Annotated in this window: 13 protein-coding genes; 8 read left to right on the plus strand and 5 right to left on the minus strand. The window is 70.2% G+C overall.

Annotation, left to right across the window (positions count from 1 at the left end; all coding sequences use genetic code 11):
* The first annotated feature begins 40 nt into the window (after window positions 1–40).
* Window positions 41–1033 carry a helix-turn-helix transcriptional regulator gene (locus NQU55_RS16550; RefSeq protein ID WP_256790779.1) on the plus strand — a complete coding sequence of 331 codons (993 nt, stop codon included), beginning with the start codon at window positions 41–43 and terminating at the stop codon, window positions 1031–1033.
* Window positions 1034–1185: 152 nt separating this feature from the next.
* Here the strand turns inward: NQU55_RS16550 and NQU55_RS16555 are convergent, their stop codons facing one another.
* Complete coding sequence (locus NQU55_RS16555; RefSeq protein WP_168092161.1) at window positions 1186–2403, minus strand: SUKH-4 family immunity protein; 1218 nt, start codon at window positions 2401–2403, stop codon at window positions 1186–1188.
* 384 nt (window positions 2404–2787) lie between these two features.
* Here NQU55_RS16555 and NQU55_RS16560 point away from each other — a divergent pair, with 384 nt between their 5' ends.
* Entirely contained in the window at window positions 2788–3003 is a 216-nt protein-coding gene (locus NQU55_RS16560; protein ID WP_168092160.1) for a DUF6243 family protein, read from the plus strand.
* Between the two features lie 180 nt (window positions 3004–3183).
* Here the strand turns inward: NQU55_RS16560 and NQU55_RS16565 are convergent, their stop codons facing one another.
* Together NQU55_RS16565 and NQU55_RS16570 are read right to left on the minus strand one after the other, a co-directional pair.
* Window positions 3184–3600 (minus strand): peptidoglycan-binding domain-containing protein, encoded by a 417-nt coding sequence (locus NQU55_RS16565; protein WP_168092159.1) that lies wholly within the window; start codon window positions 3598–3600, stop codon window positions 3184–3186.
* A 17-nt stretch (window positions 3601–3617) separates the two neighbouring features.
* On the minus strand, window positions 3618–3932 hold the full coding sequence (locus tag NQU55_RS16570; protein ID WP_256790780.1) for a peptidoglycan-binding domain-containing protein: 315 nt from the start codon (window positions 3930–3932) through the stop codon (window positions 3618–3620).
* Between the two features lie 417 nt (window positions 3933–4349).
* Here NQU55_RS16570 and NQU55_RS16575 point away from each other — a divergent pair, with 417 nt between their 5' ends.
* Entirely contained in the window at window positions 4350–4847 is a 498-nt protein-coding gene (locus NQU55_RS16575; RefSeq protein WP_168092157.1) for a hypothetical protein, read from the plus strand.
* Between the two features lie 75 nt (window positions 4848–4922).
* On the opposite strand, the gene NQU55_RS16580 is transcribed toward NQU55_RS16575, so the two are convergent.
* A complete protein-coding gene (locus NQU55_RS16580) occupies window positions 4923–7433 on the minus strand; it encodes an ATP-binding protein (protein WP_168092156.1) in 2511 nt (836 codons plus the stop codon).
* Between the two features lie 324 nt (window positions 7434–7757).
* On the opposite strand from NQU55_RS16580, the gene NQU55_RS16585 reads away from it, so the two are divergent.
* From NQU55_RS16585 to NQU55_RS16605, 5 genes are all read left to right on the plus strand, one after another.
* Window positions 7758–8495 (plus strand): helix-turn-helix domain-containing protein, encoded by a 738-nt coding sequence (locus NQU55_RS16585; protein ID WP_168092155.1) that lies wholly within the window; start codon window positions 7758–7760, stop codon window positions 8493–8495.
* A 69-nt stretch (window positions 8496–8564) separates the two neighbouring features.
* Window positions 8565–10010 carry a CoA transferase gene (locus NQU55_RS16590; protein ID WP_168092154.1) on the plus strand — a complete coding sequence of 482 codons (1446 nt, stop codon included), beginning with the start codon at window positions 8565–8567 and terminating at the stop codon, window positions 10008–10010.
* A gap of 84 nt (window positions 10011–10094) precedes the next feature.
* On the plus strand, window positions 10095–11288 hold the full coding sequence (locus NQU55_RS16595; RefSeq protein ID WP_168092153.1) for a CaiB/BaiF CoA transferase family protein: 1194 nt from the start codon (window positions 10095–10097) through the stop codon (window positions 11286–11288).
* 153 nt (window positions 11289–11441) lie between these two features.
* Window positions 11442–12602: an acyl-CoA dehydrogenase family protein gene (locus NQU55_RS16600; RefSeq protein WP_240976245.1), complete on the plus strand. Its 1161-nt coding sequence runs from the start codon at window positions 11442–11444 to the stop codon at window positions 12600–12602.
* Window positions 12599–13675 (plus strand): acyl-CoA dehydrogenase family protein, encoded by a 1077-nt coding sequence (locus NQU55_RS16605; RefSeq protein WP_168092151.1) that lies wholly within the window; start codon window positions 12599–12601, stop codon window positions 13673–13675. Before NQU55_RS16600 ends, NQU55_RS16605 begins: the two co-directional genes overlap by 4 nt.
* A gap of 350 nt (window positions 13676–14025) precedes the next feature.
* Here the strand turns inward: NQU55_RS16605 and NQU55_RS16610 are convergent, their stop codons facing one another.
* Window positions 14026–15207 carry a serine hydrolase domain-containing protein gene (locus tag NQU55_RS16610; RefSeq protein ID WP_168092150.1) on the minus strand — a complete coding sequence of 394 codons (1182 nt, stop codon included), beginning with the start codon at window positions 15205–15207 and terminating at the stop codon, window positions 14026–14028.
* Between the last annotated feature and the right edge of the window lie 68 nt (window positions 15208–15275).

Below are 15275 nucleotides of genomic sequence, written 5' to 3' on the forward strand. Positions count from 1 at the left end.
GTGGACAGAATCGGTCCTGTATTCGCGTTACGCTGCGAACATGCCTCGACCCACCGGCCGCGTGCTGACACTCCTGGAGCTGCTGCAGTCGGGCGGCACCCGAACGGTGGCCGAACTCGCCGACCGGCTCGGCGTCGAAGGGCGCACCGTGCGCCGGTATGTGGGCCAGCTGATCGACTTGGACGTGCCCGTGGAATCGGTGCGTGGCCGCTACGGCGGGTACCGGCTCGCCCCCGGGTACCGCTTGCCTCCACTCATGCTCAGCGACGACGAGGCACTGGCCGTGCTGCTCGGCCTGGTCGCCGGCCGCCGAGCAGGGTTGACGACGGCGGAACGCACGGCAAACGAGACGGCGTCGGCGAAGATCCGGCGGGTGCTGCCCAAGCACATCGCTCGCCGGCTCGACACACTCCTGGAGGCTCTCGCCTTCACGGATCAGCCCGGTGAGTTCGACACTCCGGACGCTGGGGTGTTGCTCACGATCGCCGATGCGGTGCGCCACCGCCGACCGGTCTCGATCCGCTACACCGACCGCGACGGCCGGCGCAGCGAACGCACCCTGCACGCGTACGGGATCGTCGCCCACTCGGGCCGGTGGTACGTCACGGGGAAGGACGCCCGGATCGGCGAGGACCGAACCTTCCGGCTCGATCGCATCGCAGACGCGAGGGCCCTGCCCGGCTCATTCGAAGCGCCCATGGGTCCCGGTCCGGCACAGCGCGTGCTGTCCGGCTTCGCCACGGCCGAGTACCGGCATGAGGTGACCTTGCGGATCCAGGGGACGGTTGAGCAGATCCGCGCCCACCTTCCCGCCAGCGTCGCGATCCTGGAGGAGCACGAGCCCGTCGCAGGTGAGGACCGGGTGGCGGCCGAGCGCTGGCTGCACGTCGAGTTGCGGGTGGAGCGGCTCGACTGGTTGCCTCCGGTACTCGCCTCCCTCGACCGGCCGTTCGTCATCAAGCGCCCCGATGAACTACGCGACCTCGTCAACGCGCTCGCCGATCGCCTCGCGTCCTACGCCCGCCAAGCCTGACAGCGAGGAACCAGTGTCACGATATGGCACAACTAAATGATGTCCCGTGGCGCCAGGCACAGCGGCCGTCACCAGCCGGACGACCGGACGACCGGACGACCGGACGACCGGACGACCGGACGACCGGACGACCGGACGACTGTGCGGCGGAGCTATGCCAGGAGTCCTCCGGTGTGGTCGTCCTCGGCGAGCATCCTCCACGAGTGCCGAGGGGTCGCGAACGCCTCCGGGTCGACGGCCTCCACCATCTCGTCGACGCACCGGTGGAGGAGGTTCTTGGGGTCGAACACCTGCCATGTCTCCTCCGCCGCGCCGTACTCCCAGCGGTCCCACTCCCCGCGCAACCGCTCGTACGTCCAGCAGGCGTAGAGCAGCGCCGACAGGTCGTGGTGGAGATACGGGTGCGGTTCCCCGTCGTCGTACCAGCCGGGCAGCTCGAGCCGGCCGGTGGTGCCGTCGAGAGCGACCGCGAGGTCGTGCGGCCACCACCCGAGCGCGAGGAATTCGCGCTGGTACCGGCGGTCGACGGGACCGTCCCCGCCACCCTCGATCTCGCCCACGTCCCCGGTCTCGGAGCCGAAGGACTTCGGGTAGACCTCCCCCATGGTCCGCAGAGGTTCCTCGCAGGCGTTGAAAAGCCCGCCGTCCGACGGAAGCCCCATGCCGATGAGCAGTCGCCGGGTGGGCTCGTGCGTGAGCCGGGACGGCAACCGGTCCGGGGCGAAGCGGTGCACCGTGCCGTCGCCGGCGAGCCGGGCGAGGTCCTCGACGAGGTCGGCGTCGAAGACGTGCAGGGGCTCGCCGGGGCCGCCGGGACGGGCACCCCAGCTCAAGGAGCGCATCAGCAGCACGGTGCTCCAGTGCGCCGGCGGGATGTCGGAGGCGAAGAGCCGGGGGTCGACGGCGCGCATGCGCCGCTCGGCGGCGTCGCGCGCCTCGGCGACGACCGCCGGGCCGCGGCGGCCACCGTATTCCTCGGTCCGCCGGGCCGCCGCGGAGAGCTCCTCGGTCTCCCGTATCAGGCCCGCGAGGGCGGGGAGGCTTGAGGCGAGGAGGTCGCGGCGCGCGTCATGCCCGGCCTCCTCCATGAGGTAGACCTCACCGGTCGACCCGTCGAGGACCACGCGGCCGCAGTAGTCGGTCTCACCGAGGACGAACAGGCCATCGGCGCCGGCTTCCGGACCGTCCGTGCCCAGTCCGGTGAAGTCGAGGTCCGCCGCCGCGACGGGCAGGCCCTCCTCGACGAGGAAGCGGCGACTGGGGGCGTGTGTGAGCCCCGCCGGCAACGCGGTCTTGGCCAGGCGGCACCACTGGCCGTCGCTCGTCGCCGCCTCCTGCCGCTCGCCCGTCGCGTCGCTGTCCGTGCCCATGCCCGTGCCCATGTTCGTCGCCCCCGTGGTGGTGCTCGCTGATCTCCGTGGCCCCGACCTTAACGGGCACTTAGACGGCTGGGGTGACGCCGTGGGTGCGGGTGAACCATCGCGTGAGGTGGGTTTGGTCCGCGAAGCCGGCCTCGACGGCCGCCGCCCCAGGTGCGCAGGGCCGGCACAGCAGCAGTCAGCCGGCCGACGCCGGGACGGCGAAAACTTGGTGTGCGGGGCCGACGGAACCAGGTAACGTCTTGGCCATGTTCTTCCAGACACCGATTTACGAGTGAGCGCGTGACGGGCCCCTGCTGACGTCCTTCGATGTCGCCGCGCCCGTCCCCCACCGATGAATCCGTAGCTCATTTCACATCACCACCGGGAGAACCCGTGACCGACAGCAAGAACATCAACAACCCCGTGGGCCAGGGCGGCGGCCAGCGCAAGAAGCTGTCCCGCGCCGAACGGCAGAACAACGGTCCGCACCGCAACCTCGACCGCCAGGGGGCCGCCGCCCAGAAGGCGGAGCTGGTTCGCAAGATGCGCGAGAAGACACGCGCAGCCGGGGGTGCCGGGCAGACGGGCGACGGCACCGCACAGAGCTGACGCATCGCCGCCGCAGGGCGGCACCGCACGGGGCAGGGCCCGGACCGCGACGCCGTTGCGGTCCGGGCCCTGCTGCCGTGCCGGCCCCCAGGTGGCGCGGACGCGCGTGCATGTGGTCCGGCCGAAGCCGGAACATACAGCCCGGCCGGGTACAGCCCGGCCGGGCTGCATGTTCGGTGATCACCCGGGACCGTTGACCCGGTCGCAGGCGAAGCCGGCCACTCGCCAGTGAAGGGCGTCCCGCGTGCGCGGGCCGTAGACCCCGTCGGCCGCCTGCCCCTCCTGGGACTGTGCGCGCCGCAGTGCCGCCTGGGTGCCTGCCCCGAAGATCCCGTCTCGGGCGAGGTTCGCCCCGTAGCATTCGTTCAGGGAAAGCTGCAGTGCCCTCACCCCATTACCGCTGCTGCCGCGCGCCAGCAGGCAGCTCACGTTGCGACCTGCAGCGGGTATCGTCGTGCTGGACCCGTGGACTGTGGTGTACGAGACACTGGTGCTGCACGTGGGCGTCGCGGCCTGAGCCGTGCCCGCGCCGAGCAGTACGGGTGCGCCGGCGGCCAGGACAACTGCCATGCCGAGCGCCCATCGGCGTGCGCTCACGTCCTTCTCCTCTCTGCTCAGTTGATGGTCATCAGCCAGTACCAGGTGTTGGGCCCGACGACTCCGTCGACCGAGAGGCCGGCGTTGCGCTGGAACCTTTGCACGTAGGTGCGCGTGGTGGGGCCGAAGATGCCGTCGACGAATCCCGGCCCCGGGGCCCCGAGATGGGAGGACAGCAGGACCTGGGCGTAGCGCACGCAGGCGCCGGTATTGCCCTGGCGCAGGAGAACGTTGGGGATCTTGAGGGTTTGCACGTCGCTGCTCGGACGGTAGACGCGGGTGCCGACTTGATTGACACAGGCCGAGCGGTCCGAGGCAGCGGAGTACGCCACCGCGGAAGCATCGGACGCGATCGACCGATCAGCGGCTGGAGCGGGAGAGGCCGCAAGGCCGCCCGCGAGCGCTGATGCGAGTGTGACGGTCATCAGCACATGGCGAAGCCGCATGAGTCATCAACCTCCTGGCTTTTTGACGGGTGCCTTGACTGCCCCGTCGGCCGACGAAGAGATACCCCGCAGCCAAGCAGCCGGCATGTCCCTGTCTGAAGGGGCGGTCCCGTACGAGGGCGTACGAATGTGAGCCCGGCCGCCGCCGGCCACGCACGTTCCGTCACCACGTACGGACTCGAACACCCTCGTACAGCACGAGGGCTGCTGAGGCGGACTCTCCTGTGGTCGCATCGGATCGTTGTCCCGCGGCGCAGTCATCGTCCTTGGCGAGCCTGCGCCGATCCGGCGAAGGGAGTTCCCATGAGCGTCACAAGCAAGCTGGCCGTCGGCACCGCCCTGCTGGGGCTGACGATGGCGGGTACGGCCATACCGGCCACAGCGGCTGCCCGGACGGCCACAGCGGCTGCTCGGACCGCTGCTGCCCCCTATCCCATCTGCTACGGCTCCGAGGCGTACGTCAAGAACAAGTACGGTCAGAAGGGGGCCTACGCAAAGACCTCGTGGTGCCTGCGGGGCGACGGCTACTTCGAGACCCAGACCGGTACGAGCTCGGTCAAGGATCTGGTCAGCGGCGACGGCGTCGCAGCGACTGTCTGGCTGTGGGGTCGGTACCAAAGCGGAACAACCTTCAAGTTCGAGCGCAAGAAGGACACCACCGCTACTCCTGGGGCAACCAAGTGGGGTTTCGAGGGCTACCTGAGCCACATGTCGATCTGGGTGTGCCTGGGAAAGAGTAAGCCTGGTACCACCAACGCCTACTGCAAGGAGCTGACCCCAGCGATCCACTATCCCTGGTGAAAGCGGTTCCTCCAGGCGACGGACATGCCTTCTGATGCCGGCGGGTGCGTCATGCGCTGACCGCACCCACCGGCATCAGGTGAGCTGCGAACGGGCCAGTCGTGCCTCCGTTCGGGCACGCGTGGCTTCGGCGCTGTTTCCCAGCAGGTCGGCTGCGGCGGCCACCTGGTCAAGGGCCTGTGCAAGCCAGTAGAACGCGTTCAGCCGTCGCCAGATGGCGGCGGCCGCGGTGGCGCGGAGATGGGCGATGCGCGGTCGGCCGGCGGCGAGCTGGGCGTTGCCGATGTTCAGCAGAGTGGCCGCTTCCCCCCATTCGTTCGCACATTCCCGATAGACGTGCAGACATTCCGCCAGCAGCCGGCGTCCCGCCGCCGGTTGGCCCAGCCGGACCTGCGCATCACCGATCCAGCACCGCGCGTGTGTCGCCGACAGCCTGTCGCCCACGCTCAGGCTCAGGCTCTCCGCCCGGGCATAGCATCGGGCGGCCGACGCGTAGTCCCCGCGGGCACGGTGAACGTGTCCCAGCGACCGCGACGCCAGCGATTCGCCGGGCTGGTAGCCGATGAGCCGGCTGAGCCGCTGACTCTCCTCATAAAGACGCTCGGCCTCCGCGAGGTCGCCACGCTCGAAGCAGATGACGCCGCTTCCGTTGATCGCGTACGTCAGGCAGTTCGCGTTGTCGATCGAACGCGCCAGCTCGGCAGCGCGCTCGAAGTAGGACAGCGCGCGTGATTGCTGACCGATGAGCCGGTAGACGTAGGCCAACCCGGCCATGGCGCTGGCGGTGTAATCCGGCTCCGCCGGCTCCGGCGGGTCCAGTGCCTTGTGGAAGTGCTCGATGGCCTCCGGATACCGGTCGACGATGGTGGCCAACTCACCGAGGGATCGATGCAGCTTGACGGCGGTGCGACGGTCGCCATTGGCGACGGCTTCGGCCAGGGCCTTCTGTTGCAGTTGGCGCCACTCGTCGAAGTGACTGCGGATCTGGAAGAACGTGGTCAACGACACCGCCAGACATCCGGCCAGGGTGGCGTCGGTACTGATCAGACGCTCGATGAGCCGGCCAAGGAACTCCGCCTCCTCGTCGAACCAGCTCAGCGGGTGCGACAGCAGGCGGTGGGCATCGTCGCCCGGCAGCGTCCACTGCGGCGGGTGGTGGTGGCGGGTGATCCCGCGAAAGTCGGCGCTGAGCTGGACATCCGCTGTCTGTGCCAGCTGGAGTGCAGCACTGAGCACCCGGTCGAGTGCACGTTTCCGATGCTCTTCCGCGTCTTCCTGGTGCGCAGCCTCCCGAGCGAACGCCGCGACCATGTCGTGCATCCGGTAGCGGGCTCTGCCGCTCGACGTGGAGCGGATCTCCACCAGATGCAGTTCCAGCAGCTGATCCAGCAGGAGCTCGGCACCGGCGAGGTCAGTGTCGAGCAACGCCGCCACAACCCAGGAGGAGAGGTCGGTGCTGCCGCACAAGCTCATCAGCCGCAGCACTCGCTGGGCGGAGGCCCCGAGGTGCCGGTAGGACAGCTCGATGCTGGCTCGTACGGCGACGTCGCCGACGGTGAACTCGTTGAGTTTGCTCCGCTCGTCGGCCAGGGCCCGCGCCATGTCTTCCAACGGCATGTGCGGGCGGGCGGCCAGGCGGGCGCCGATCACCCACACGGCCAAGGGCAGGCACCCGCACTCGGTCACGATCTGGTGCGCCACGACCGGCCGCTTCGCGGTGCGGCTGCTTCCGGCCATGTGGCTGAGCAGCACAACCGCGTCGTCCTGGCGCAGATGGGACAGTTGCAGGCGTGTTCCGCTGTTGTCGGCAAGAGTGGACCGGCTGGTCATGACGGCCCGGCACCCCAGGCCGTTGGGCAACAGATCGCGCGCAGATCGTGAGCCGGCCACATTGTCCAGGATGACGAGCACCCGTCGCTGCGCCAGCAACGTTCGGTACATCGCCACCCGCTCACCGATGTCCCGGGGGATCGCGGAGCTGCGCATGCCGAGGGCGCGCAGGAATGTGGCGAGGACCTTCCGGGGATCCACCGGCGTCGCACCGAAACCGCCGAGGTCGGCGTAGAGCTGCCCGTCAGGAAACTCACTGATGAACTTGTGCCCCAGGTAGACGGCCAGGGATGTCTTGCCCACACCGGCCGGCCCGGTGATGATCAGGCACTGCGATTCGTCGTCGGCCGCCTTCAGGAACCCGCCTGCGACGTGGATCTCCTCGTCGCGCCCGACAAGAGGAAGCTGAGCCGGGGGCAGAAGACACGGCGCTCCCACGGACTTGCTTCTGCTCTTCACGGCCGGGGGCTCCTCGGCCATGGACCGGCGCACCTCCAGCCATCGAGCCACTTCGTCTTCCGGCAGGTCGAGGGTGCGCAGCAGCATGCCGGTCAATTCGTCGTGAGGCAATGTGTCCCGGTTGAGGGCGCTGGCGACCGTGCTCATCGGCAGGCTGTAGCCCTGCTGGCGGGCGCGTCGTTCGATGTCACGAAAGGAAAGGCCGGTTCTGGTCTTGAGCCGCCGCAGTTGGGCCACGAATTCGCTGCTGTTGTGTGCGTCGCCGGGGTCGACGCCGGTCGCTTCGACGGGGTTCATCTCGCCACCTGCCTACGCGCTTGTGGCCACGGTGCGAGGGGGACCCTGCCCCGCGGCAAGCCGCATGTCAGAGCGACACGCGCCCGAGCAGCGCAGACAGACGAACCGCATACGTACCGCATGACCCACATCATGGGCGTGGCCCTACGTGACGACTATGGGATTGTCGGCCAAGGCAAGGGGCGGGGCGTCGGTGGTGAGTGATGCCCGGGGTCGGACAGGGGGTTCGCCTCACTTTGCTCGTCGGGATGGTGCGGGAGAGGATCGACGGGCCGTGTCGGCGCTGGTGGCCGGCGGCGTACAAGAAGGACAAGGTGGGGCGGGATGAGCGAGCACGGCCGACGGCGGCGTCACCGTACGGTGGACCGGGTCGCGTGGATCCTGGAGGCCGCCGCGCGGGAGCCGGGCGGGGTGACCGTGGCCGAGTTGGCGCGGACGGTCGGGGCGCCGGCGAGCTCGGTACAGGACCTGGTGGGCGGCCTTGCCGCGACCGGCTTTCTGCTGGAACGACACGGGCGCTTCAGGCTCGGGCCCGCCCCGCACGTCCTCAACCTCATCGCGGGCCGGGTCGTCCCGCAGATCAGTCAGGCCGAGCTCAACGAACTGAGCCGCGTCGCGGGTACCCCGGTGCTGCTCACGGTGCGGGTGGGGCTCGACGCCGTGCACCTCGCGCGCGGCGGCGAGGACGAGATCCCCCGCCTCCTGCCGCTTGCCGACGAGCACATGGCCCGGCCGCTGCTGCGCACCGCCGCAGGCCGGCTGCTGCTGGCCTTCACCGACGAGGCGGAGCGCCAGGGGCTGCTCGACGAGCTCGCCCGCCATGACCCCGAGGCGGTCGCGGAGTTCCGCCGTGCTCTTCCGGCGATCCGCGCGTCGCGCATCAGCCGCAGCGAGGGTCTGGCCGATCCCGAGGTCAGCGCGCTCGCGATCCCCGTCACCGACGGCCCCGTCGTCACGGGCGCCCTCGTTCTGACGCACCGGCGTCGCGGCCGCTCGGAGCGGCTGCGCCTGGACCGGGCGGCGGCCCGGCTGCTCGCGCACATCCAGGAGAGGCGGATGTGACATCCGCATCGATTCACGGATATCCGTGAATCCGGGTGCTCGTGCAGCGCTGGGAACGAGCATCCCGGCATGACTTCGCACACGCTCACCACGGCCGAGCCGACACCGCCGATGCCCACCAGCGAAATCGTCTCCCAACTGCTGCACACCCTCGGCGACCCTGATCCGGCCCGGGGCGCCGAGGACATCACCGTTCTCGGGGCCGATCCCCTCGTACCCTCGGTGCACCGCCTCGCCGATGCCATGTCCGCCGCGATCGGTGTCTTCGGCCGGCAGACGGCGGCGGTCGGCGAACAGCGAGGTCACCCGCACCAGAGGGTTGAGGTGCAGGCCGGGGCCGCGATCGACCAGCTCATGGCCACGTATCACACGACGCTGGCGGGGCGCCCGATCGGCGCTCTCCTCGACGATCCGACGCTGCTCGGCAACAACGACTTCTACCGGGCGCGCGACGGCCGGTGGATCTTCCTCATCACCACCTATCCGCATCTGCGGGACGCGGTCTGCTCCGTGCTCGGGTGCGGGCTCGACAAGGTGGGGATCGCGCGGGCCACGGCCGACTGGGACGCCTTCACGCTGGAGGAGGCCATCTGCGCGCGGGGTGGCGTCGCCTGCGTCGTACGCACCCGCGACGAGTGGCTCGCGCACCCCTCCGGGCGGTACGTGGCCCAGCGTCCGGTCGTCGAGATCGAACGCGTCGGTGACGGACCGGTCCGGCCACTGGAGCCGATCGGTGAGGCAGATGAGGCGCTCGCGGGCGTACGGGTGCTCGATCTCACCCATGTCATCGCGGGTCCCGTGGCGGCGCGGCTCCTCGCCCAGTTCGGGGCCGACGTGCTGCACTTGTCGCGTCCCGACCGCCCCGACCCGATCCCGATGATCGCGATGACCGGTGGCGGCAAGCGCAACGCTTACTGCGACCTGCGCGACGATCACGACCGTGCGGCCTTCCACGAAGCGCTCCAGGACGCGGACGTCTTCGTGCACGCCTACCGGGGACTTGCCCGGCACGGGGCGTCGACCGAGGAACTCGTCCGGCGTCGCCCCGGACTCATCACCCTCGAATACCACGCCTGGGGCGCCGAAGGACCCTGGGGCGAACGCGGAGGGTTCGACCAACTCGCCTGCTCAGCAACGGGGTTCGCCATCGAAGAGTGGACCGACCGGCCGTCGCTGCCGCCGACGTACCTGCTCAATGACTACCTCGCCGCCTACCTCGGGGCCGCCGCCGTGGCAGCGGTCCTGCGCCGACGTGCGACCGAGGGCGGCTCCTGGCGGATCCGCGTGACCTTGGCCGGGGTCTGCCACTGGGTGCAGGAACTCGGGCTGCTTGCACCGGAGGACGTCACCGACCTGCCCCGGCCCGGGCGCACACCGTTCGCCGCGCTGTCGACCGCCGAGACCGACTTCGGCCCGCTCACCGAACCGGCGACACCGTTCACGTACAGCGGGCGCACGGTCCCACAGGCCGGCCGGCGTTCCCCGCTCGGGTCTGCCGCGCTCCAGTGGCGCTAGGCCACTTCTCCGGCACCCGCCACTGCCGCGGTCCGCGCACCTCTGTTCGCCCGCCCCACCCGCTACCCCAGGAGGCACCGCAAGATGCCCGAAAAGCCGATCCGCCCGTCCGGCCGAGGACTCCTCGCCGGAGTCCGCGTCATCGAACTGGCCAGTGTGATCATGGCCCCGTACGCCGCCAAGGAACTCGGTGACCTGGGCGCGGACGTGATCAAGGTCGAGCCGCCCACGGGCGACATGACGCGCCACTACCCGCCGCGCCGTCACCCCGGCATGGGCGGCCCGGCACTCAACCTGAACCGCAACAAACGCAGCGCCGCCATCGACCTCAAGGCCCCGCACGGCCGCGACGCCCTGCTCGCCCTGCTGGGCACCGCCGACGTCTTCATCACCAACCTGCGCCCGCAGGCCCTGGAGAAGCTCCGCCTCGGCTACGACGAGGTCGCGGCCGTCAACCCCGGCCTGATCTACGCCAATGCCCAGGGCTTCCGCAGCGACAGCCGTTACGGCACGCACGCCGCCTACGACGACATCATCCAGGCGGCCAGCGGCCTGGTCTGGCTCAACCACCAGGTCTCCGGCCAACCGCACTACGTTCCCACCGTCCTCGCCGACAAGATCTGCGGCATGCAGATCGCCCAGTCGGTACTGGCCGCGCTGCACTACCGGGAGCATGGCGGCACCGGACAGCACATCGAGGTCCCGATGGCCGACACCATGCTCGCCTTCAACCTGGTCGAGCACCTGGGAGCGGCCGCCCTGGAGGCCGACGGAGCCTTCGGCTCGGCCCGCTCGCTCAGCCCGCAGCGCCGAGCCCTGCGCACCGCCGACGGCTGGATGTGCATCCTGCCGCACAGCGACCGCAACTGGCGGGACTTCACCGCCTTCGTGGGCCGCCCCGAACTGGCCGCCGACCCGCGCTTCTCCACCGGCCCCGACCGGGCCCGCAACGCCGACGCCTTCTATCCGCTGCTCGCGGAGCTGACGCCGCGCCACACCAGCGCCGAGTGGCAGGCGTTCTGCGACCGGGCGGGCATCGCCGCCGCCCCCGTGCTCGACCTGGCCTCCGCCGCCACCACGGCCTACGCCCAAGAGGGCGGCCTGCTGTACGAGGCCGAACACCCCACCGAGGGCCGCTACCGGGTCATCGGCCGCCCGGTGCGCTACTCGGCCGACCCGGAGCCGGAGCTGCGGCCCTGCCCGGGCATCGGCCAGCACACCGACGAGGTGCTCCGCGAAGCCGGCTTCGACCCTTCCGTGCTGCACACCACGGGCTGACCGATTTCCGTAGCGAGGCTCCGTAACGAAGCTCCGTAACGCAAAGAAATGCACCAATCAATGCACCAATCAATGCACCAAACAATGCACCGATCAAGTCACCAACCCGGGAGCGAATGAGCCATGTCTCCTTCGACGCTTTCACCGACCTCGATGCTTTCTCCGATCGCCTTCCCCGATCCCGCCCTGCCCGAATCGGCCCGCCGACTCCGCGCCGAGGTCCGCGCCTTTGTCGACGAGGAGCGCGCCCGCGGCACCGTCCTCGGCCGTCCCGACTCCTGGCTTGCCGGCTGGGACCCCGGCTTCAGCCGCCGCCTCGCCGGGCGCGGCTGGGTCGGCATGGCCCTGCCCACCGAGTACGGCGGCGCCGACCGCGGCTTCCTGGAACGCTACGTGGTGATCGAGGAACTGCTCGCGGCCGGCGCTCCGGTCAGCGCCCACTGGGTCTCCGACCGGCAAGCCGGCCCCTCCATCCTCCAGCACGGCACCGAGGAGCAGCGTCGCTTCTTCCTGCCGAGGATCGCCGCCGGGCGGTGCTTCTTCTCCATCGGCATGAGCGAGAAGAACAGCGGCTCCGACCTCGCCTCGGTCACCACCCGCGCCGAACGCACCGCCGACGGCTGGCGGTTGACCGGCACCAAGATGTGGACCGGCGGCGCCCACGTCAACGACTACGCCATCGTCCTGGCCCGCACCGACGACACCGGGGACAAGCACGCAGGGCTCAGCCAGTTCATCGTCGACCTGCGCGCGCCGGGCGTACGCATCGAGCCGATCCGCCTGATGAGCGGCGAGCACCGCTTCAACGCCGTCCACCTCGAAGGCGTCGACGTCCCCGACGGCATGCTGCTCGGGGAGCGGGGCAGCGGATGGAAGCAGGTCACCGGCGAACTCGCCTTCGAACGCAGCGGCCCGGAACGCTACTTGTCCACCTTCCCCCTGCTGGTCTCCCTGCTCCGCGAACTGGAGCAGCGCTCGGCCACGGCCGAACAGCTCGTCCAGATCGGCATCCTGACGGCCCGCCTGCACAGTATCCGCCGGCTGTCCCTCGGCGTGGCCGCGGCTCTGGACGCCGGGAACTCGCCCGACACCCAGGCCGCCCTGGTCAAAGACCTCGGCACCCGCCTGGAGGGCGCACTGGTCGACACCGTCCGCAGCATCCTGCCGACCCCGGCAGACCCGCACGGCACCCCCGGCAGCCACCCCGAACTGCTCGCCTTCGCCCTGCTGCACAGCCCCGGCTACACCCTGCGCGGCGGCACCAACGAAATCCTTCGCGGCATCATCACCCGAGGTCTGGAGCAGCACCGATGAACAGCCACACTACTCACACCATCGACACCAGCACCCCCGTCATCCCCGCCGACGCCTACGACACCACCACCTTTCACGCCGCTGCGGACACCATCGCCGTCGTCACCAACACCACCGCCCCCGACGCCGTGGCCCTCCCGCCCGAGGACGCCTCCACCGGCGAACTCCTCGCCGCCGCCTGCGAAGCAGGACACCGCGCCGTTCCCGCCCCCCTCGCCGAGACCGCCCTGGTCGCCCGCCCCCTGCTGTGCCGCGTCGGCCTCCCTGTCCCGGGCGGACCGCTCAGCTACGCGATCGCCCCCGAGCTGACGATCCGCTACGCCCACCCGGCCGCCTCCGGCGTCGGCTCGGCCGGTTCCTCCGGGGACGACGACGCCCTGCTGGTCACCGGCACCCTGCGCCGTGTCCCCTGGGCCCGCGCCGCCACCGCGGTGGTCGTGCTGGCCGCCGCCCCCTTCGGCCCCGTCCTGTTCACCCTCACCCCCGGCCAGGCCGTCCTCACCCCCGGCGGCAACGCCGCCGAAGAACCCCGAGACGACCTGTACCTCGCCACCCTTGAGATCCCCGCCTCGCGGGTCCGCCGGATCTCCTCCGAACTGCTCGACGAGGCCCGGCTCCGCGCGGCCCTGGCTCGCTCCGCCCTGATCGCCGGTGCTGCCGAACGCTGCGTGGATCTGACGGTCGCCCACACCACCGCCCGCACCCAGTTCGGCCGTCCGCTCAACCACTTCCAGGCCGTCAAGCAGGAAGAAGCGCGGCTGATCGAAGAGACCGCCCTGGTCCGCGCCGCCGTCCAGGCCGCCGCCGTGCCGCTCGACACCGGCGGGACGGCCGCATACGTCGCCGTCGCCGCCGCGAAGACCCAGGCCTCCGCCTCGGCCGCCGAGATCGCCCGCATCGCCCACCAACTCCACGGCGCCGTCGGCATCACGCAGCTCAATCCGCTCCACTTCGCCACCACCCGCCTGTGGTCCTGGCGGGATGAAGACGGTGACGAAACCTACTGGGCACACCGCCTGGCCCGTCCCCTCACCGCCACCGCCCTCTGGCCCGCCCTCACCACCACACCCTGACCCCTTGCCTCACACCCTGCCTCGCCGCCGACCGGCCAAGACCGGTCGGCGGCTCGGATTCGCTCCCCACCGGGCAGCGACGGCCTGTTCACGACAACGCCGGGTTCCAGTCCGGTTGGTGCATGGGCGCCCTGCTCATCCGTTGGACGCAGGAGACCAACGTCGGTTTCGGGTCGGAGATCAAGGTCCAGTACTGGGGGCCGGAGCTCGGGGGCGTGACCGGAACGGCCCTGGTGAAGGTGGACGGTAGCCTCTTCGGCCTGCCCACCGAGGTCACGGTCAGTGGAGTGTGGCTGGCCGACGACTCCGGCGGCGTCGACAAGACCTTCGGTCTCAAGACATCCTTCCGGCTACTGAACCTTGCTGCGGCACAGCCCCTGCTCCATGAGCCGGCTCATGGCCTTCTGGGTGTTCTTGTCCCCGTCGCCGGTGGCCAGCACCACGGTGGTCCGCGTCGCATCGGGTGTGACACCGACCTGGGTGCGGTAGCCGGACACCCCGCCCACGTGGGTGAAGTAGCTTCCGCCGCAGGGCAGCGAGAACTCGGCAAGGCCGAGTCCGTACTCCGCCTTCAGTTCCGGCGCCGACACGGTCGTCGTCATCTCGTCAAGTCGCGCCGGATCCAGCAGACGGCCGTCGAACAGCGCGGTGTAGAACCGGCTCAGGTCGTCCGCACTGCTGATGATCGATCCTGAGGCATCGACCGCACTCGGGTTGAACTCCGTGACGTCGAGGGCGGTGCCGGTACCGAACCCGCGGTAGCCGTGGGCGTGCGGGCCCGGGATGGACGGGGAGCTGCCGGGCGTACTGGTCTTCGTCAGCCTCAGCGGGCCGATGATCCGGGCGTTCACCTCGTCCGCCCAGCTGTGCCCGGTGACCTTTTTGATGATCATCCCGGCGAGAATGTAGTTGGTGTTGGAGTACGACCAGACGCCCGGATCGTTGGTGGCCGGGTGCCGCATCGCCAGCGCCACCAGCTCCTCCGAGGTGTAGGTGCGCAACCGCTCGGCCCGGTAGCCGGCCGCACTGTTCAACGCGGGGATGTCGCCCAGAACGTCGGGGATGGCGCTGGTGTGTTGCAGCAACTGCCTGACGGTAATCCGTCTGCCGTCGTGGCCGTTGCCCTGAACGACTCCGGGCAGCCAGCGCTCGACGGTGTCGTCGAGGGACATCTGGCCCTCACCCACGAGTTGCAGTACGACCGTGGCGGTGAAGGTCTTGGTGGCGCTGCCGATCCGGAAGCTGCCGCCCCGCGGCACCGGCCGCCCGGTGCCCAGCTCGGCCGTCCCGGCGCGTGCGGAGTGGCGTGTGCCTGGCGACCTCACCTCGGCGAGCACCCCGACGGTCCCGGTGCCGTGAATCGCGTTCACCGCCTGCTGGAGGAGACCGGCCGGTCGTGGCCGCGTCACCGACCCCCCTTGGGCATCGGCATCGGCGTCGGCCGACGCCGGCCCGGCTAATGCGGCCAGGAGAACCGCGGCGAGGCCGGCCGGGAGGAGGAGGCCCAGCCGGCGTCTTGCGAACACGTGCATGATGATCCCCAATTTCGGTGAGGTTCGACTGCGTTCAGGGACGGCTCCGGCTGTGTCCTGCGGCAGCT

It is taken from the genome of Streptomyces telluris, assembly GCF_024519335.1.
In the GTDB taxonomy this organism is placed as follows: Bacteria; Actinomycetota; Actinomycetes; order Streptomycetales; family Streptomycetaceae; genus Streptomyces; species Streptomyces telluris.

Bases quoted from the DNA above. Each gene is read 5' to 3' on its own strand.
- NQU55_RS16590 (WP_168092154.1), top strand. From the start codon at position 8,565: ATGACTTCGCACACGCTCACCACGGCCGAGCCGACACCGCCGATGCCC.
- NQU55_RS16580 (WP_168092156.1), bottom strand. From the start codon at position 7,433: ATGAACCCCGTCGAAGCGACCGGCGTCGACCCCGGCGACGCACACAAC.
- NQU55_RS16550 (WP_256790779.1), top strand. From the start codon at position 41: ATGCCTCGACCCACCGGCCGCGTGCTGACACTCCTGGAGCTGCTGCAG.
- NQU55_RS16585 (WP_168092155.1), top strand. From the start codon at position 7,758: ATGAGCGAGCACGGCCGACGGCGGCGTCACCGTACGGTGGACCGGGTC.
- NQU55_RS16575 (WP_168092157.1), top strand. From the start codon at position 4,350: ATGAGCGTCACAAGCAAGCTGGCCGTCGGCACCGCCCTGCTGGGGCTG.
- NQU55_RS16555 (WP_168092161.1), bottom strand. From the start codon at position 2,403: ATGGGCACGGACAGCGACGCGACGGGCGAGCGGCAGGAGGCGGCGACG.
- NQU55_RS16610 (WP_168092150.1), bottom strand. From the start codon at position 15,207: ATGCACGTGTTCGCAAGACGCCGGCTGGGCCTCCTCCTCCCGGCCGGC.
- NQU55_RS16595 (WP_168092153.1), top strand. From the start codon at position 10,095: ATGCCCGAAAAGCCGATCCGCCCGTCCGGCCGAGGACTCCTCGCCGGA.
- NQU55_RS16605 (WP_168092151.1), top strand. From the start codon at position 12,599: ATGAACAGCCACACTACTCACACCATCGACACCAGCACCCCCGTCATC.
- NQU55_RS16600 (WP_240976245.1), top strand. From the start codon at position 11,442: ATGCTTTCTCCGATCGCCTTCCCCGATCCCGCCCTGCCCGAATCGGCC.